Below are 16,178 nucleotides of genomic sequence, written 5' to 3'. Positions count from 1 at the left end.
ACACACCGAGGGCCCCGGAGCAGATGCTCCGGGGCCCTCGGTGACGACAGGGGAGAGGCGGTCAGACTCCGGCGCCGCGACGCTTCGCCTTGAGCAGATCCATCCGCTCCTTGAGCAGTTCCTCGAGCTCCTCCACTGAACGCCGCTCGAGCAGCATGTCCCAGTGGGTGCGCGGGGGCTTGACCTTCTTGGCCTCGGGCGCGGTGCCCTCGATCAGACTGCCCTCGAGACCGTTGCGGCAGAGCCAGGTGCCGGGCAGCTCGGCGTCGTCGGCGAAGGGAACGTCGAACTCCTCGCCGTTGTCCGTCCGGTATCGAGCCATGCGCCGGGGCGCGAGGTCGTGGTCGCGATCGGTCTCGTAGCTCACCGCTCCGAGTCGACTACCTCGTAGAACGCGATCTGCCATGGTGGAGTCCTCTCTCGATCGTGGTACGCATGTCGCGTCCGTCGAATTCAACGCGCGTGGTGCGCGGAACGTTCCCGCACGCGAACACCCCATTCTAACCGGTGATGCGGCAGGGTCCGCGCACGTCGGTATCGTCGGGTCGATGCGGGGTGAATCCGGGACGGTGGGCGGTGGGATCGGTCGGTCCCGTGCACGGCGCCCGAGCACGTGTCTGTGGTGCGGTCGGCCGGTGGTCGAGGGCGCTGCGGGCCGGCGCCGACGGTACTGCCGTCAGTCCTGCCGTCAGCGCGCCTACGAACAGCGGACGTCGCTGAAGGACACCGTCGTCGCGGACGACGCCGTGGTGCTCACGGAGGCCGAGGCCGGTGCCGCCGCCGATCGCGCGTTCGGAGTCCGGTGCGCCGCCGAGGACGTGGCCACGGCCGTCGCGGAGGGCGCCGACGCGGCCGAACTCGCCGAGCTCTGCGACCGGTTGGTCACCCTGGCCAAGGACGCGGAACGACTGCGCTGATCCTGATCAGACACCCAGGTCGCTCGGGTGGTAGCCCTGCGGATACCCGGGGTACGTCCGGTTGCGCGGATCCTGCGCCGACCGCGATGCCGTCCGCTTGGGCAGCAGACGCTCCACGCGGCCTCGGGCCTGCAGCGCCGACTCGAGCGCCGGGCGCACGGCGGGGACCGGGTCGCCGAACCCGAAGGCGCGGGTCATGTCCTGATCGATCATCGACAGCACGGCGCCGCGCACCGCGGAGCGGACCGGGCGCGGGTACCACGACGCCAGCAGGTCGCGGGTGTACTCGCCGATGGCCCTGTTGTCGTCGGAGTAGACGAACCGCTCGCGCTCGTACCGCACCTTGAAGGCGTGGAAGTCGGCTGTCGACGCGGGAATGTCCCGGATGCCCATCCGGATCCCGACCTCGCGGTAGAACGCGACGCTCGCGATCCGTTCGTGCGGATGCAGGCGCCGCCACCCGTAACGGTCGATCCAGTCCAGCGGATCGAACGCGAAGGTGGAGAGCACGTACAGCATGTCGTCGTTCGAGATGTCGTAGCGCGCGTGCATGCGGTTGACCGCGCGGAGCGACGCGCGCCCGCGCTCGGAGTCGTACCCGTGTTCCACGAGTTCCGACATCAGCAGCGCGGTGTCGTCGTACCGCTTCTGGGGGCGGTGCTCGAACTCTCCCGTCCTGCGGAGCAACGCCGAGATGGTGGGCACGCAGTACGTGCGGAACAGCGCGAACTCCAACGCGCGCTGATAGTCCCAGGGAAACTCGCACCCCGCCGTGATCTTGAGGACGGTGGCCGCGTCCGCCACCGGATCCAGCTCGTCGATCACCCGCACCCACCCGAACCGCCCGAAGCGCGGCCGGGGGAGGGTGGTCATCGCCCGTAGACCTTGGTCAGCAACAGGCGCGCGACCGCGACGTCACGCCGCTTGCGCGTCATCGTCACCAGGCCCAGCGGGGCGGCGAAGCGTTGCTTCGTCACCGACTTCACCCGGGAGAACTCCCGCAACCCGTCGGCGCCGTGGATCCGTCCGAAGCCCGAGTCGCCGACTCCGCCGAAGGGCAGCGCGCCCACCGCTGCGAAGCCCAGCACGGAGTTGACCGTCACCACTCCGACGCGGAGCCGGTCCGCCGCCCGCTCGGCCGCGGCCTTCGACGCGGTGAAGACCGACGCGCCCAGCCCGTACTTCGAGGCGTTGGCCCGCTCGATGCCCTCGTCGAGATCACGGACGCGGTTGACCACCACTGTCGGACCGAACGTCTCCTCGGCGACGGCCGAGCTGTCCTCCGGCACGTCGAGCAGCACGATGGGATCGACGTACGGCGCCCGGACGGATTCGAGTCCGCCGACGACGGCGCGACCACCGCGAGCCAGGGCGTCTTCGACCTGGTCCCGCACGATGTCGACCTGCTTCGGCAACGTCATGCGTCCGTACTGCGCATCGTCCGCGTCGCCGACCCGGAGGTCGCGCACGCGGGAGGCCAGGATGTCGACGAAACGATCGGCGACCTCCTCGACCACGTAGATGCGCTCGACGCCCGCGCAGGTCTGGCCCGCATTGCCCATGGCGCCGAAGGCGGCGAAGGTCGCCGCGGCTTCGAGGTCGGCGGTGGCGTCGACGATGAGCGCGTCCTTGCCGCCGCCCTCGACCACGATCGGCGTGAGCGTCTCCGCGCACACCGCCATGACCTTCTTCGCCGTCGCGGTGGACCCGGTGAAGGCGAGCTTGTCCACTCCCGAGCGGCACAGCGCCTCGCCGACCCGACCGTCGCCGGTGACGGTCTGGAGCACCTGGTGCGGCGCCGCCAGCGACGCCCAGGCGTCGGCCAGCCAGGTGCCGGTGCGGGGAGTGAGCTCGCTGGGCTTGAAGACGACGGCGTTACCGGCGGCCATCGAGTACGCGAGCGACCCCATCGGTGTGTAGACCGGATAGTTCCACGGGCCGATCACGCCGACGACACCCATCGGTTGATACCGCACGGAGGCAGCGTGATTGATGCTCACCAGGCCTGGGAAGACGGACCGCTCGCGCAGGACACGACGGGCGTTCTTCGCGGCCCACGTGAGATGCTCCACCGCCAGCATGACCTCGAGCAGGGCGTCGTCCTTCGGCTTGCCCGTCTCCTCGCGCACGGTGTCGACGAGCGATCCCGACGTCCGGGCGATCCTGGATCGGAACTCGAGCAGCCACCCCTTGCGATCCGTGAAATCGAGAGCGCCCCACCACAGTGCCGCGTCACGCGCGCGGGCGACGGCCGCGTGCACCTCTCCGTCGGACGGCGTCGGTGCCGCGGTGCGTTCCGGAGAGTGCTGGACCGTCATGTGTGTACCCCTCAGTCAGCCGAATGATCCACTGTGATCGGTGACACTATGGCTGATCGCCGTCCGCGACAATGACCGAGCCGACCGTGGTCGGTGACCCGAACCGACCGTCAGGCGGTGTCGCACCCGTCGGTGGGTACGTCGGCGAACCTGTCCATCAGGTACGCCGCGGCCGCACCGCCGTAGCCGTCGATGATCTGCGGACCGAAGTGGTTGGGCAGCACCGCACCCGGCAGGATCGGCGGCAGCGGATTCGACCGGAACGTCACCGACGCACCCTGGCCGCACCACTCCTCCGCCAACTCCCGCGCCTGCCCGTACGGCACCGTGTCGTCATTGATGCCGCTGGTGATCAACACCGGGGCCGACGGCCGCAGGGTGCCGGTACGCAGCTTCTCGAAGATGGGACCGGCCTCGGGCACGGATCTCAGATTCTCCGACATCGAGCGACCGTCCTTCGTCAGCGTCTCGGTGCGCAGGAACGGATACGTCAGGATCGTGTCGGCGATGCACTGGGTCGACAGGTCGTTCAGCACCGTCTTGCCGTGATCGGAGACGCGCTCCTCGACGCGGGCCCGCAACGACGGGTTCCGCTCGAGGACTCCGTTCAGTGCGTACCCGATGACGCCGCCGATGAGAGTGCCGTCCACCGTGTTCAGCACGTCGAGCAGGTCGGCCGTCGGTGCGCCCGCCCAGGTGCCCTTGATGTTCAGTTCCGGTGCATAACTCGCCGCCGACTCGGCCGCGGCGGCGGTGGCGCCGCCGCCCTGCGAATAGCCCCAGAGACCGATGGGGGAGTCGGGGTCGCCTGCCAGCGCGTTCGCCGCTCGCGCGCCGTCGAGCACCGCGTGCGCCTCCTCCGGCCGGTTGACGTAGGTGTGCAACCCCGGCGTGCCGAGACCGATGTAGTCGGTCACGAAGACGCGCGCGCCCATCGAACCCCAGAGCGTCGACGACACGAGTTCCTGGTTCGCCGAGAGGGACAGCGGGTCCGTCGTGAGGTTCAGCCCGAGCGGGAACGCCCGCGACGGCGCGCACTGGTCGCCCTGCCCCACCGTCCCCGGAGCGACCACGACGGTGGGTCTGGGGCCGGCGCCGCGCCAGGGAACGGCCGAGTCGATGAACGTTCCGGTCACCGCGACGGGCTCGTCGTTCTCGGTCCGCGAGATGTACATGACGCGCTGCGCGGTGGCGGGATAGCGACCGTCCACTCCCGGCGCAGCGAGAAAGAGCGACATCGGCTCGGTGCGGAGCACCGTGCCCGGCGCACCCGCGACGTCTGTCGGTGGGGAGTAGAAGTCGTCACCGGGGGCTGCGTCGGCGAGTGCGGGTGCGACACCGACCAACGCCACGAGCACCGCTCCCACGATCAGACTGCGTGACAGTGTCATCGACTTCCTTCCCGCTGCGCGGACCCCCCGGCAGGCGCCCTGAAGTTAGACAGTTCCGGCACCAGGTGTCAAGGTCACGAGGTGAAGCCCGTCACTCCGGCGGCACGGTCATCGACGCCGGGAGCCACCGCAGGAGGAAGGCGCGGAGGTCGTCGTCGTCCGCGATGGACGGATCGTCGAAGAGCACGACGGACAGTCCGAGACGAGTGGTGATGAGGACGATGTCGTCCAACACCTCCGCGACCCGGGGGTCGAGTGCGGTCAGCGGGGACAGTAGATCTCGCACGACGGGAATGGCGTGCTGGACGACATCGGGATGCAGCACCGGGTTGATGCCGTTCAACCGCAGCAGCGCTCCCATCGCGGGAATGTCGCGCACCGCCCGCCGACCACCGATCACCATCTCCACGACGTAGTCGCGCACGGTCTCCGGGCCGTCGAGGCGCGACCGGATCTCGGTCATGACCTCGACCGCCAAATGCTCCATCGTGCGGGTCACCAACACCTCGCGCGTGCCGAAGATGGAGTACACGGTCTGTCGGGAGACCCCGGCAGCGGCGGACACACCCGCGATGGTGACGCCGTCGAAACCGTGCTCCGCGATCACCTCGAGGGTGGCCTCCATGATCTTGCCGCGCGATCGCATGGGACCAGTGTGCGGGATCCTCACATCAGCTGCGGTCGCGCCGAGCCACCTCGAGCTCGAACCCGGCCGGCATGAGGGTGAGGCGTTCCTCGATGGCGAGCTCGTAGCTCGGATCGGGAGCGACGTCGAAGGTCTGGAGGATCGTGCCCAGCACCAGCAGCGACTCGTGGAGAGCGAACTGGCGCCCGATGCAGGCACGCTCGCCCGTGCCGAACGGCTTGTAGGCGTGCGGCGGCCTGGCCCGCACGTTCGCCGACAGGAAGCGGTCCGGGTCGAACACCTCGGGATCCGGCCCCCAGACGGGATCGCGATGCAGACCGGGGATCAGCACCAGGGCCCAGTCGCCCGCGGCCATGGGACGCCCGCCGACCGTCGTGTCGTGGCGTGCCTCGCGCGCGTAACCAGGGGCCGTCGGCCACAGGCGCAGTCCCTCGTCGAGAACCCGTCGGACGAAGCGCAACTTCGCCACCTGCTCGAAGGACGGCGTGTCCGCACCCCACACCTCGTCCACCTCCGCACGCGCCCGAGCCCACATCTCGGGATGCCTCGACAGGTAGTACAGGGCGAACGACAGTGAGCCGGAGGTCGTCTCGTGTCCGGCGATGAGGAAGGTGACGATCTGATGCCGGATGTTCACCTCGTCCAGCGCGTTGGGATCACCGTCGCGTGCCGCCTGGAGCATGATGTCCAGCAGATCGCCGTCGCCGCTCGTCTCGCCATCGCGGCGGGCCCGCACGATGTCGTCGAGCAGCTCGGCCATGAAGGCTTTGTCGGCATCGTTCCGCCGTTCGCGACGCCGGAACACCAGGTCGCCGACGACGGGGAGCGGCAGCAGTGCGCGGCGCTGGTTGTGCTGCAGGGTCCGCACCATGGCCCGGACGAACGGGTGCGTCTCGGCGCGGGTGAACGAGTCGAAGCTGTAGCTGAACCCGGTGCGGCCGATGGTCTCGAGCGTCAACTTGGTCATGTCCGAGGAGACGTCGACCCGATCACGGGACGACCAGTGCGATACCAGCTGTCCGGCGACGTCCACCATGATGTCGTGGTAGCTCCGCATGGCCGACTGCGTGAACGCCGGCCGGAGGAGATCGTGGGCCTTGCGCCAGTTCGGTTCGTGCGAGTACGCCGTGAACAGTCCGTCCCCGCCGATCGAGCGCAGTCCGGCGACCGCGGGTGCCACGTGCTTGACGAACCGCGACTCGTCGCTGAGTTGCTCCACGAGATCGGCGCCCGAGACGATCACGAACCGGCGCCCCAGGACCACCCGCTCGAAGATGGGGCCCAGCTGCGCGGCCAGCGCCACCGAGTCCTGCACCGGGGTGCTCGCGTGTACGCCCAGCACGTCGCCCAGCACCGGGAGTCGTCGAGGGGGATGGGGAAGCGGAGAAGTGGACGAGATCGTGGTGACCACGGTCGGACCCTTTCGCGTGGGTGGCCGGCGTACTGAACCGGGATACAACAGCGGACGCTACCTCCTACTGAACGCGTGTCAAGTATCACGAGCAGTCCCGTAACATGGCGCAGGTCATGACCTCTCCCCGCAAACGCCTGTCACCCGATCAGCGTCGGCACCAGTTGCTCGAGATCGGGTCACGACTGTTCGCGGAACGGCCCTACGACGAGGTGTGGATCGAGGAGGTCGCCGACCTGGCCGGCGTCTCGCGCGGGCTGATGTATCACTACTTCTCGTCCAAGAGGGATTTCTTCGCCGACATCATCCGGCTCGAATCCGCTCGGATGGTCGAGATCACGGCTCCCGACACCACGCTGCCCGTCGAGCACCAGGTGTCCGCCGGACTGCGCGCCTACATCCGCTACTCCACCGATCACGCTCACGGACTACGGGCCATCAATCGAGGAACGATGTCGGGCGACGTCGGTATCCAGGCGATCCTCACGGCCGAGTTCGAGACGCAGCAGCAACGGATCCTGGCGGCTCTGGGACCCGACGACGGCGCGGACGAGGTGACGCGGGTGGCCGTGGCCGGGTGGGTGTCGTTCGTTCGCGCCGTGTGCGTGGACTGGGTGGACCGGCAGTCGATCTCGGCCGACGAGGTGCATGATCTCTGCATGCGCGCACTGCACGGACTGCTGCGCCGTTCCTGAGAGGAGGACGCGTGACCGACACCGGTGCGGACTCGCGACACCTCGACGATCTGCGTCGTCTCCGTCGAGTACGGGATCGAATGGACCGCGTGTACGCCACGCCACTGAACCTCGAGACCCTGGCGCGCGACGAGCACATGTCCGCGGGGCACCTGAGCCGGCAGTTCCGCGCCGCGTACGGAGAGTCGCCCTACGCGTACCTGATGACGCGGCGCATCGAACGAGCCATGGCGCTGCTCCGGGGGTCGGAGAGATCGGTGACGGAGATCTGCTTCACGGTGGGGTGCTCCTCACTGGGCACCTTCAGTACCCGTTTCTCCGAACTGACCGGACTGTCCCCGTCCGCGTATCGGCAGCAGAACCAGTCCACGGAGGTCGGCGCGCCGTCGTGTGTCGAGAAAGTGGTCACCCGACCGATCAGGAATCGAGAAGCGGACCGCGCCAGGCGAACCTAGTGTCGTCGCCATGACACTCACCATCGCCTCCAGCTTCCTCCCGCAGGACGATCCGGAGGCCGCGGATGCCGACATCGTGCAGGAACCGACCGACCAGCCCTACGGGATCCGGGACTGCGCGGTGCGTGATCCCGCGGGCAACCTGATCCGCATCCAGCAGCGTCAGCGGTAGTCGCTCAGATCGAGGTTCGCGTCGTCCGAGCCGCCGAACCTGCCGGCCAGCGCTCGCACCGGCGCCGAACCGGCCAGTCGCACAGCAGAGTTGAAGACCGCGAGCCCCACTGCCGTCTTCGGGTGCGCCAGCCTCGGCGTTCCCGGCGGCAGCGACTGCACCGTGTCGACGAAGGGCCGCATCCGCGCGTCCCACGCCGTGAACGCGGCCCGGTGATCATCGGTGCGGGCGAGTTCGGCGGCCAGTACGTAGGCACCGGTGATGGCCAGTGTCGTGCCCATCCCACTCACCGGAGTCGCGCACCAGGCCGCGTCGCCCACCATCGCGACCCGGCCCGACGACCACCGTGGGGCGTGGACCTGAGCGAGGCGGTCGACGTACAGCTCCGAGGCGGAATCGAGCGACTCCAGGATGCGGGGAGTCTCCCAGCCGGCGCCGGCGAACGTCGCCCGAAGGGCGGCGACGACCTCCGACTGCCCTGCCCGCTCGAGGCCGGTCGGCCCCGACAACCAGGACAGGCTGAAGCGCGTGGTGCCCTGGTTGTCCGGGCGCAAGCCGGCCACACGTCCGCCGGTCGCGTTGTACCAGCGCCACCATGCATCGTCGTCCGAGGTGCGGGGGAGCACCCCGTAGGCGGTGTACAGCCCGAGATCTCGCGTGACGGCCTCGCCGGGAAAGACGATCTCCCGGCTCCCGGACCGCACTCCGTCGGCGAACACCACGAGGTCGTAGCGCTCGGGAGCGCCGTGCTCGAACGTCACGTCGACACCGTGGGCGTCCTGATCGCAGCCCACGACCCGGTCGCCGTAGCGGTACTCGACGTCCGGTCCCGACGCGTCGACGAGGATGCGCGCGAGTTCGCCGCGGAGGATCTCCAGCTCGGCCGTCGCGCCTCCGCTGTCCGCCGTACCGGCCGGGAACGCCGCGATCGTCGCGCCCCGTCGATCGACGAACTGGGTGCCCTGTTCCGTCGTGGTCGCGGCGAAGAGAGCGTCCTCCAGACCCATGCGGCGTACGACCTCGCGGCCAGGACCACGAATGTCGATGTTCTGCCCGCCGAGCCGGGGCGACGGAGCGCGCTCGACGACGGTCACAGCACGACCCGACCTCGCGAGCCAGTACGCGAGGGTCGGGCCGGCGATGCTGGCCCCGGTGATCAGTACGCGTCGTTCTGCAGTCACGATCCTCGCCTTCCGTGCTCACTACCTGTGAGGTACAGGAAGGACTTCGTCGACCGACGGTACGTCGGTCGACGTGCGACGCTCAGGCAGGGTTCCAGGTGATACCAAATTGTGCCGATAATCGACATTATGTCAATTACTGTGAATCTCTCGCCCCCTACCGCGCCAGGTACCTCGCCAGGTGCAGTCCACCCGAGAACGTCCGTGTCTCCACCAACTCCAGACCCGCCCACTCGTCGAGCGCCGTGAAGAACGGCGTACCGGCGCCCACCAGAACGGGGTGCGTCATGATCACGTACTCGTCGATCAGCCCGGCCCGCATCGCCGCCGCGGCCAGTGTGGCGCCGCCGATGTCCATCGGCCCACCGTCGCCGGCCTTCAGTCGGACGATCTCCGCCACGGCGTCACCTGTGACGAGCCGCGCGTTGCCCTCCACCGCGTCCAGGGTGGACGAGAACACCACCTTGGGCATGTCGCGCCACCGACGGGCGTACTCGACGTGCGCGGGCGTCGCCCCTGGCTGCCGATCGGCCGTCGGCCAGTGCGCGTTCATCGCCTCCCACAGCCTCCGCCCGTAGAGCGTGAGGCCCGTCGAGTCGACGCGGTCGGACCACCACTGGAACGCCTCGTCGCTCGGCACGCTCCAGCCGAGGTCGCCATCGGGCGCCGCGACGTAACCGTCCACACTCGTGTTCATCGCGAATCTCAGTGTGCGCATGACGTTTCCCCGTCAACGGCGCACATCGAACACCTGCTTCTGGACACCGTTGCCGTAGACCTCGTGCTCGACGAGCGTCAGCACCGTGGTGTCCTTGTCCGTGTCGCTGAACAGGCGCAGGCCGGCGCCGAGCAGCAACGGGAACACCAGCAGGTGGTACCTGTCGACCAGCCCGGCGTCGGCCAACGCACGTCCCAGCGTCGCGCTCCCGTGCACGAGGATCGGTCCGCCCTCGGTCTCCTTCAGCGCGGCGACGTCGTCGAGTGATCGAAGAACCGTTGCAGGCCAACGCGAATCATCATCATCGAGCGTCGTCGAGACCACGTACCGCGGCATGGCGTTGTATCCGGCGAAGTCCTCCATCGTGGGCCACACGGGCGCGAACGCCTCGTAGGACCGGCGACCGAGCAGCAGCGCGGCGGCCTCCCCCTGCTCCCGCCCCTTGATCTCGTACGCGGCCTCGTCGAATTCGACGTCCGTGAAGGTCCAGCCCGCATTGCGGTATCCGGCCTCTCCACCAGGCGCCTCCATCACGCCGTCGAGCGAGACGAACGCGGTGACGATCAACGTGCGCATGTGCACTCCTTCGTTCCCAGTGGGCGCTGGTCGGCCCACGAACACTCCGACCGACGCACACGTCGAAAGTCATCGGTTGCGCCACACCCCGGATCGCCTGTAATACTTACCCTTATGGCTAACCATACGGCAGAACTCGACGCCGTGCTCACCGCCCTCGGAGATCCGACGCGGCGAGCAGTCGTCCGGCGTCTCGGTGCCGGTCCGGCAAGCGTCGGTGAACTGGCGGCGCCGTTCCCGATCGCGCTTCCCACCTTCCTCAAACACGTCCGCAGTCTCGAGTCGAGCGGGCTCATTCGCACGGCCAAAGTAGGACGCGTCCGGACGTGCACTCTGCACAGGGAACGACTCGACCTCGTCCAGGACTGGCTCGACGATCAACGACACCTCTGGGAGAGCCGCACGGATCGGCTCGAACAACTCGTCACCTCCCCGACTCCGACGGAAGAAGACTCATGACCGCGTTCCCGATCGATCCTGCCCTCGACCTCGTACTCGATCGCGTCATCGCGGCTCCTCGTCACCGCATCTGGGAGGCATGGACGAACTCGTCGTTGCTGTCACAGTGGTGGACACCGGCACCCACCGTCACTCGGGTGGACCACCTGGAGGTGCGACCGGGCGGGGCGTTCGTCACCGAGATGAGCGACGACGGAACGACATTCGTGCCCCACACCGACGCCGTGTTCCTCGTAGTCGAGCCCGACACCCGGCTGGTGTTCACCAACACTCTCGACAGCGGGTGGCGCCCCGCGTCGCCGCAGCCGGTCGCGATGTCAGCGGAGATCACGCTGACCGACCACCCGCGCGGCACTGCTTACCGGGCCGTCGTCCGTCACGGAGATCCGACGACACGCGATCGTCACGCGAGCCTCGGGTTCGCGGAAGGGTGGGGCTCGGTCACCGCAGCACTCGCCCGGCTGGTCGAGTAGTCGGGCGGCTGTAGCGTGTCGGGCGTGAACTCCTCTCGTACCCTCGGTGTCCTGCTGGCCTCGTCCGCGTCGCTCGTCCTGGTGCTGTCCGGATGCAGCTCCGACAACGACACGCCATCTGCCGCCACCTCCTCCAGCGCCGCATCCTCGTCCGCGGGGTCGTCGTCGACCGCAGCTGCCGAGTCGTGCCCCACCGCGGCGCCCGAGTCCGGTGCCGCGGCCGAGTGGGACCTCGACGGTGACACGGGCAGCATCGCGGTGACCGGGTCCACCGACGATGCCGCTCCCCTGGTCACCGTCGAGGCACCCTTCAGCGTCGCGGAGACGCAGGTGCAGACATTGCAGGCCGGCGACGGCCCCGTCGTCGCGGCGGACGCCACCGTCTCCGTCTGCTACATGGGCGTCAACGGACGCGACGGATCCACCTTCGACAGCAGCTACGAGCGCGGCGCCCCGGTCGAATTCCCCCTCGACGGTGTCGTGGCCGGTTTCCAGAAGGCCATCGCCGGCCAGACCGTGGGATCGACGATCGGCGTCGCGGTGACCTCCGCGGACGGTTACCCCAACGGTCAGCCGCGCGCGGGCATCCAGCAGGGCGATTCTCTGATCTTCGCGATCAAGGTTCTCGGCGTCAGCTGAGCAGCATGACGAGGGACGTGCCGGTCGACCGCGGACCGCTGTTCGACGGTGTCCGCATCGGCCGGCCGGCGACCGGTGCGTTGATCGACGCGGGGTATCGCACGGTGCACGACCTCCCGGCGAACCTCGCGACTTTGTCCGCGCTACACGGAGTGGGGCCGTCCGCGATCAAGCGGTTGGCCGAGGCACGCGACGATCGGCGATGAGGGGAACCTCGCCAGAATCGACGCGGCACTGCGGCACCGCAGGCGGAGACTCCGCACAACGATGCGCGAGAGGAGATCTGGGCGGTTCTGGGCGACATCCTCGTCGACCGCCTCGTCGCGAACGTGTCGGCCGGCGAGCTGGCGTCGTCGCTGCGTGAAATCGACGAGCTCTGCGACCGAGTGGAGTCGTCGTGGACGGTGATCGATGCTCCCGATCTCGTCGCCGACCTCTGGACTGTGCCGGCGTACCTACGCCACTGCGCACCCTGGCTCGACGACGATGACAGGGCGGCGGTCCGCAGGAACGTCGGGTCCCCCTGGACCACAGCAGATCTCCCGGTCCTCGATGTCGCTCGTCGCCGCCTCGGCGATCCACGGGCGACGGCGATGCGCGCGCGCCGCGCTCGTGCCACGCTCGGTGCGCACCACCGGCGTGGGCGTCCGGCACGCCGACGTCGACGACCTGGCGGCGGTGCTGGACGAGCGGGCCGCGACGAGTGAGGGTGTGGCCTGCGTCATCGGGATGCCGTCTCTACCGGACACCGCGAGGATCCGATCGTCGAGCGCACGATCGGCGAAGGGCCTCGGGTTCGATCTCGTCGACCGGTCGAGTGCGGACAGCGCCGTCGATCGCTACGTGGCGATGACCCGCGCGACCCAGCAGCTCGTCGTACTCCGTTGATCAGCTGTCGAGGGTGATCACCACACGCACGCCACCCTTGTCGGCGACCACCGCCTGTGCGCTCCCCCGATGCTGATGGCCCGCGATGTCGACGGTCACCGGGGCGGGATCGGGATGGAAGTTGCGCCACCAGGCTTTCTGGCTCGGTGCCGCGACCATCACGGTGACCCTGTCGCCCGATCGCCGGTAGGAGACGGGCAGCGAGATGGTCCGGCCCGACCGTCGGCCGGTGTAGGTGATGGTGGCCAGGCCACGCCCGAGTACGGCGGACAGCACAGGCAGTCGCATCAGCGGTCGAACGACCTGGTTCGCGGCGTTGGCGACGGTCTGGAACGCGGTCATCTTCGTACCCCTTGCGAGCGATGGATGTCGCCTCGCATCATGCCCCCGCGGGGGCCGGACGACACGCCGTTCGACCCGTGTTCGCGCCCCGTTTCCTGACTCATTCCAGAAAAGTCGTGCATACTGTTCGACGTGAGCCCATCGTCGAACTACCCGGAGATGCTGCGTGGTGCCGCGCTCCGAGTCACCCGCCCCCGTCTGGCGGTGCTCGACGCGGTGCACGAACATCCGCACGCCGACACCGACACCGTCTACGGAGCCGTTCGGGCCACCCTGCCCGACGTCTCCCGCCAGGCCGTGTACGACGTGCTCCACGCTCTCACCACCGCGGGACTGGTACGGCGCATCCAGCCGTCCGGCTCGGTCTCGCGGTACGAGAGCAGAATCGGCGACAATCACCACCATGTCGTGTGCCGCGCGTGCGGCACCATCGCCGACGTGGAATGCGCCGTCGGCGAGGCTCCGTGCCTCACTCCGTCGGAGGCCCATGGTTTCGTCGTCGACGAGGCAGAGGTCATCTACTGGGGCCTGTGCGAGAACTGCTCCACCAGCGTCAGCCCCTGATCTCGAGGCGCGAAGGCGCCGCGAAATCAGTTCATTCATCTTCTCTTGGAGGGAAACTCGTGTCCGAGGACCACACAACACGCGAAAAAGAGATGAACCAGGACCAGCCGCAGGACGCGTCCGGCGGCTGCCCTGTCATGCACGACAAGATGCCGATGCCGGTCGAGGGTGGCACCAACCACGAGTGGTGGCCCAAGGCACTGAACCTCAAGATCCTGAAGAAGAACCCCGCCGTCGGCGATCCGATGGGCGCCGACTACGACTACGCGGCCGAGTTCAACTCGCTCGATCTCGCCGAGGTCAAGCGCGACATCGAAGCCGTCATGACGGACTCGCAGCCGTGGTGGCCCGCGGACTTCGGCCACTACGGCCCCTTCTTCATCCGTATGGCGTGGCACGCAGCCGGCACGTACCGCAAGCAGGACGGACGCGGCGGAGCCGGAGCCGGCATGCAGCGCTTCGCACCGTTGAACAGCTGGCCGGACAACGCGAGCCTGGACAAGGCCCGTCGCCTGATCTGGCCCGTGAAGCAGAAGTACGGCCGCAAGCTCTCCTGGGCCGACCTCATCGTCCTGACAGGCAACGTCGCCATCGAGTCCATGGGACTGCCCACCTACGGCTACGCCGGCGGTCGCGTCGACGCCTGGGAGCCGGACGAGGACGTCTACTGGGGCCCCGAGCAGACCTGGCTGGGCGACGAGCGCTACGACGGTGATCGTACGAGCCTCGAGAACCCGCTGGCAGCCGTGCAGATGGGCCTGATCTACGTCAATCCCGAAGGCCCGAACGGCAACCCGGATCCCGTGCAGTCCGCACTGGACATCCGCGAGACCTTCGGCCGCATGGCCATGAACGACGTCGAGACCGCAGCACTGGCCGTCGGCGGACACACCTTCGGCAAGACCCACGGTGCGGCCGACCCCGATGCGCACATCGGAGCCGAGCCCGAGGGCGCCCCGATCGAGCAGATGGGTCTCGGCTGGAAGAACAGCTTCCAGAGTGGTGTCGGCGCGGACGCGATCACGAGTGGCCTCGAGGTCATCTGGACCCCGACCCCGACGCAGTGGGACAACACCTTCCTCGAGACGCTCTACGGCTTCGAGTGGGAGCTCTACAAGAGCCCCGGCGGCGCACATCAGTGGCGTCCGAAGAACGGTGAGGGCGCGGACCTGGTTCCGGATCCCGCGGACCCGACCAAGCGTCGCCACCCGTCGATGCTGACCTCGGACATCGCAATGCGCGTCGACCCGATCTACGAGCAGATCACCCGTCGCTGGCTCGACCACCCCGAGGAGCTCGCAGAAGAGTTCCAGAAGGCGTGGTTCAAGCTGACCCACCGCGACATGGGACCGGTCAGCCGGTACCTCGGACCCGAGGTGCCGTCGGAGACCCTGCTGTGGCAGGACCCGATCCCGGCCGTCGACCACGAACTGATCGACGATGCACAGATCGCCGAGCTCAAGTCCACCATCCTCGATTCCGGACTGAGCACCGAGCAGCTCATCTCGACCGCGTGGGCCGCAGCGTCGTCCTTCCGCGTCAGCGACAAGCGCGGCGGTGCCAACGGCGGTCGCCTGCGCCTGCAGCCGCAGGCGGGCTGGGAGGTCAACGAGCCTGACGAGTTGGCACAGGTCATCCGCGTGCTCGAGGGCATCCAGGAGTCGTTCTCCGGAACGGTGTCGTTTGCCGACCTCGTCGTCCTCGGCGGCGTCGCGGCACTCGAGAAGGCTTCGGGCGTCAGCGTTCCGTTCACCCCGGGCCGCATGGACACCACGCAGGAGCAGACGGACGTCGATTCGTTCTCGGACCTCGAGCTGAAGGCCGACGGCTTCCGTAACTTCCTCGGCAAGGGCCAGAAGCTGCCGGCGGAGTACTCCCTCGTCGACCGGGCGAACCTGTTGTCACTCAGCGCACCCGAGCTGACCGTCCTCGTCGGTGGTCTGCGTGTTCTCGGCGCCAACTACCAGAACTCGTCGCACGGCGTTCTGACCGACAAGGTCGGCACACTGTCCAACGACTTCTTCGTGAACCTCCTCGACATGGGCACCGAGTGGGTTCCCACGTCCGAGGACGGCATCTACGAGGCCAAGGATGCTGCCACCGGTGCGACGAAGTGGACCGGCACCCGTAACGACCTGGTGTTCGGCTCGAACTCCGAACTCCGTGCCATCGCCGAGGTGTACGCCTGCGACGACGCGAAGGACAAGTTCGTCCAGGACTTCGTCGCCGCGTGGGACAAGGTCATGATGCTGGATCGCTTCGAACTGGCCTGATCTCGCTCCTGAACACCACACCACCCCCGCACCGAGTCCTCGGTGCGGGGGTGGTGTCGT

General features: G+C 68.3%; 20 protein-coding genes and 1 pseudogene. 11 read left to right on the top strand and 10 right to left on the bottom strand.

Features of this window, described 5'->3' with window-relative positions:
* Positions 1-61: 61 nt before the first annotated feature.
* Positions 62-406 (bottom strand): RNA polymerase-binding protein RbpA, encoded by a 345-nt coding sequence (locus QRN16_RS04505; RefSeq protein ID WP_027505388.1) that lies wholly within the window; start codon positions 404-406, stop codon positions 62-64.
* 142 nt (positions 407-548) lie between these two features.
* Between QRN16_RS04505 and QRN16_RS04500 the strand changes: the two genes are divergently transcribed.
* The gene (locus tag QRN16_RS04500) at positions 549-917 is read left to right on the top strand and encodes a hypothetical protein (protein WP_051613280.1); all 369 of its coding nucleotides are present in this window, start codon (positions 549-551) and stop codon (positions 915-917) included.
* A 6-nt stretch (positions 918-923) separates the two neighbouring features.
* Here QRN16_RS04500 and QRN16_RS04495 read toward each other — a convergent pair whose 3' ends face one another.
* From QRN16_RS04495 to QRN16_RS04475, 5 genes are all read right to left on the bottom strand, one after another.
* Positions 924-1,790 (bottom strand): oxygenase MpaB family protein, encoded by an 867-nt coding sequence (locus QRN16_RS04495; protein WP_222631181.1) that lies wholly within the window; start codon positions 1,788-1,790, stop codon positions 924-926.
* Complete coding sequence (locus QRN16_RS04490; protein WP_285184780.1) at positions 1,787-3,235, bottom strand: aldehyde dehydrogenase family protein; 1,449 nt, start codon at positions 3,233-3,235, stop codon at positions 1,787-1,789. Before QRN16_RS04490 ends, QRN16_RS04495 begins: the two co-directional genes overlap by 4 nt.
* A 110-nt stretch (positions 3,236-3,345) precedes the next feature.
* Complete coding sequence (locus QRN16_RS04485) at positions 3,346-4,626, bottom strand: lipase family protein (protein ID WP_285184777.1); 1,281 nt, start codon at positions 4,624-4,626, stop codon at positions 3,346-3,348.
* Between the two features lie 91 nt (positions 4,627-4,717).
* Positions 4,718-5,272, bottom strand: coding sequence for a TetR/AcrR family transcriptional regulator (locus QRN16_RS04480; RefSeq protein WP_285184776.1), 555 nt, complete (start codon positions 5,270-5,272; stop codon positions 4,718-4,720).
* A gap of 25 nt (positions 5,273-5,297) precedes the next feature.
* Positions 5,298-6,683 carry a cytochrome P450 gene (locus QRN16_RS04475; protein ID WP_285184774.1) on the bottom strand — a complete coding sequence of 462 codons (1,386 nt, stop codon included), beginning with the start codon at positions 6,681-6,683 and terminating at the stop codon, positions 5,298-5,300.
* A gap of 116 nt (positions 6,684-6,799) precedes the next feature.
* Between QRN16_RS04475 and QRN16_RS04470 the strand changes: the two genes are divergently transcribed.
* The 3 genes and pseudogenes from QRN16_RS04470 to QRN16_RS04460 form a co-directional block, all read left to right on the top strand.
* Complete coding sequence (locus QRN16_RS04470) at positions 6,800-7,378, top strand: TetR/AcrR family transcriptional regulator (protein ID WP_056445136.1); 579 nt, start codon at positions 6,800-6,802, stop codon at positions 7,376-7,378.
* Between the two features lie 11 nt (positions 7,379-7,389).
* Positions 7,390-7,833, top strand: a complete 444-nt coding sequence (locus tag QRN16_RS04465; protein WP_285184771.1) for a helix-turn-helix transcriptional regulator — start codon at positions 7,390-7,392, stop codon at positions 7,831-7,833.
* Positions 7,834-7,891: 58 nt separating this feature from the next.
* Positions 7,892-8,005: pseudogene (locus QRN16_RS04460) on the top strand (VOC family protein); the annotation flags it as partial.
* Here QRN16_RS04460 and QRN16_RS04455 read toward each other — a convergent pair.
* From QRN16_RS04455 to QRN16_RS04445, 3 genes are all read right to left on the bottom strand, one after another.
* Entirely contained in the window at positions 7,996-9,186 is a 1,191-nt protein-coding gene (locus tag QRN16_RS04455; RefSeq protein WP_285184769.1) for an FAD-dependent monooxygenase, read from the bottom strand. The pseudogene QRN16_RS04460 and the gene QRN16_RS04455 overlap by 10 nt on opposite strands.
* A 157-nt stretch (positions 9,187-9,343) precedes the next feature.
* On the bottom strand, positions 9,344-9,904 hold the full coding sequence (locus QRN16_RS04450) for a dihydrofolate reductase family protein (protein WP_285184766.1): 561 nt from the start codon (positions 9,902-9,904) through the stop codon (positions 9,344-9,346).
* 12 nt (positions 9,905-9,916) lie between these two features.
* Positions 9,917-10,480 carry a dihydrofolate reductase family protein gene (locus QRN16_RS04445; protein WP_027505399.1) on the bottom strand — a complete coding sequence of 188 codons (564 nt, stop codon included), beginning with the start codon at positions 10,478-10,480 and terminating at the stop codon, positions 9,917-9,919.
* 114 nt (positions 10,481-10,594) lie between these two features.
* On the opposite strand from QRN16_RS04445, the gene QRN16_RS04440 reads away from it, so the two are divergent.
* The 5 genes from QRN16_RS04440 (at position 10,595) to QRN16_RS04420 (ending at position 12,939) form a co-directional block, all read left to right on the top strand.
* Entirely contained in the window at positions 10,595-10,939 is a 345-nt protein-coding gene (locus QRN16_RS04440) for an ArsR/SmtB family transcription factor (RefSeq protein ID WP_056444493.1), read from the top strand.
* Positions 10,936-11,412, top strand: coding sequence for an SRPBCC domain-containing protein (locus tag QRN16_RS04435; protein WP_285184762.1), 477 nt, complete (start codon positions 10,936-10,938; stop codon positions 11,410-11,412). Before QRN16_RS04440 ends, QRN16_RS04435 begins: the two co-directional genes overlap by 4 nt.
* A 15-nt stretch (positions 11,413-11,427) precedes the next feature.
* Positions 11,428-12,051, top strand: coding sequence for an FKBP-type peptidyl-prolyl cis-trans isomerase (locus QRN16_RS04430; protein WP_155956988.1), 624 nt, complete (start codon positions 11,428-11,430; stop codon positions 12,049-12,051).
* Between the two features lie 5 nt (positions 12,052-12,056).
* Positions 12,057-12,257, top strand: a complete 201-nt coding sequence (locus tag QRN16_RS04425; RefSeq protein ID WP_285184759.1) for a helix-hairpin-helix domain-containing protein — start codon at positions 12,057-12,059, stop codon at positions 12,255-12,257.
* A 346-nt stretch (positions 12,258-12,603) separates the two neighbouring features.
* Complete coding sequence (locus QRN16_RS04420) at positions 12,604-12,939, top strand: hypothetical protein (protein ID WP_027505404.1); 336 nt, start codon at positions 12,604-12,606, stop codon at positions 12,937-12,939.
* On the opposite strand, the gene QRN16_RS04415 is transcribed toward QRN16_RS04420, so the two are convergent.
* Complete coding sequence (locus QRN16_RS04415; RefSeq protein ID WP_222637514.1) at positions 12,940-13,281, bottom strand: nitroreductase/quinone reductase family protein; 342 nt, start codon at positions 13,279-13,281, stop codon at positions 12,940-12,942.
* Positions 13,282-13,440: 159 nt separating this feature from the next.
* Between QRN16_RS04415 and QRN16_RS04410 the strand changes: the two genes are divergently transcribed.
* Positions 13,441-13,845 (top strand): Fur family transcriptional regulator, encoded by a 405-nt coding sequence (locus tag QRN16_RS04410; RefSeq protein ID WP_037185410.1) that lies wholly within the window; start codon positions 13,441-13,443, stop codon positions 13,843-13,845.
* Between the two features lie 92 nt (positions 13,846-13,937).
* A complete protein-coding gene (gene katG / locus QRN16_RS04405; RefSeq protein ID WP_285184753.1) occupies positions 13,938-16,118 on the top strand; it encodes a catalase/peroxidase HPI in 2,181 nt (726 codons plus the stop codon).
* Positions 16,119-16,178: the final 60 nt, after the last annotated feature.

The organism is Rhodococcus sp. MEB041 (assembly GCF_030208955.1).
Lineage (GTDB): Bacteria > Actinomycetota > Actinomycetes > Mycobacteriales > Mycobacteriaceae > Rhodococcoides.
This window is presented reverse-complemented; position numbering and strand designations above follow the sequence as displayed.

Bases quoted from the DNA above. Each gene is read 5' to 3' on its own strand.
- QRN16_RS04420 (WP_027505404.1), top strand. From the start codon at position 12,604: ATGTCGCTCGTCGCCGCCTCGGCGATCCACGGGCGACGGCGATGCGCG.
- QRN16_RS04485 (WP_285184777.1), bottom strand. From the start codon at position 4,626: ATGACACTGTCACGCAGTCTGATCGTGGGAGCGGTGCTCGTGGCGTTG.
- QRN16_RS04425 (WP_285184759.1), top strand. From the start codon at position 12,057: ATGACGAGGGACGTGCCGGTCGACCGCGGACCGCTGTTCGACGGTGTC.
- QRN16_RS04410 (WP_037185410.1), top strand. From the start codon at position 13,441: ATGCTGCGTGGTGCCGCGCTCCGAGTCACCCGCCCCCGTCTGGCGGTG.
- QRN16_RS04470 (WP_056445136.1), top strand. From the start codon at position 6,800: ATGACCTCTCCCCGCAAACGCCTGTCACCCGATCAGCGTCGGCACCAG.
- QRN16_RS04505 (WP_027505388.1), bottom strand. From the start codon at position 406: ATGGCAGATCGCGTTCTACGAGGTAGTCGACTCGGAGCGGTGAGCTAC.
- QRN16_RS04480 (WP_285184776.1), bottom strand. From the start codon at position 5,272: ATGCGATCGCGCGGCAAGATCATGGAGGCCACCCTCGAGGTGATCGCG.
- QRN16_RS04440 (WP_056444493.1), top strand. From the start codon at position 10,595: ATGGCTAACCATACGGCAGAACTCGACGCCGTGCTCACCGCCCTCGGA.
- QRN16_RS04435 (WP_285184762.1), top strand. From the start codon at position 10,936: ATGACCGCGTTCCCGATCGATCCTGCCCTCGACCTCGTACTCGATCGC.
- QRN16_RS04450 (WP_285184766.1), bottom strand. From the start codon at position 9,904: ATGCGCACACTGAGATTCGCGATGAACACGAGTGTGGACGGTTACGTC.
- QRN16_RS04445 (WP_027505399.1), bottom strand. From the start codon at position 10,480: ATGCGCACGTTGATCGTCACCGCGTTCGTCTCGCTCGACGGCGTGATG.
- QRN16_RS04495 (WP_222631181.1), bottom strand. From the start codon at position 1,790: ATGACCACCCTCCCCCGGCCGCGCTTCGGGCGGTTCGGGTGGGTGCGG.
- katG (WP_285184753.1), top strand. From the start codon at position 13,938: ATGAACCAGGACCAGCCGCAGGACGCGTCCGGCGGCTGCCCTGTCATG.
- QRN16_RS04500 (WP_051613280.1), top strand. From the start codon at position 549: ATGCGGGGTGAATCCGGGACGGTGGGCGGTGGGATCGGTCGGTCCCGT.
- QRN16_RS04415 (WP_222637514.1), bottom strand. From the start codon at position 13,281: ATGACCGCGTTCCAGACCGTCGCCAACGCCGCGAACCAGGTCGTTCGA.
- QRN16_RS04490 (WP_285184780.1), bottom strand. From the start codon at position 3,235: ATGACGGTCCAGCACTCTCCGGAACGCACCGCGGCACCGACGCCGTCC.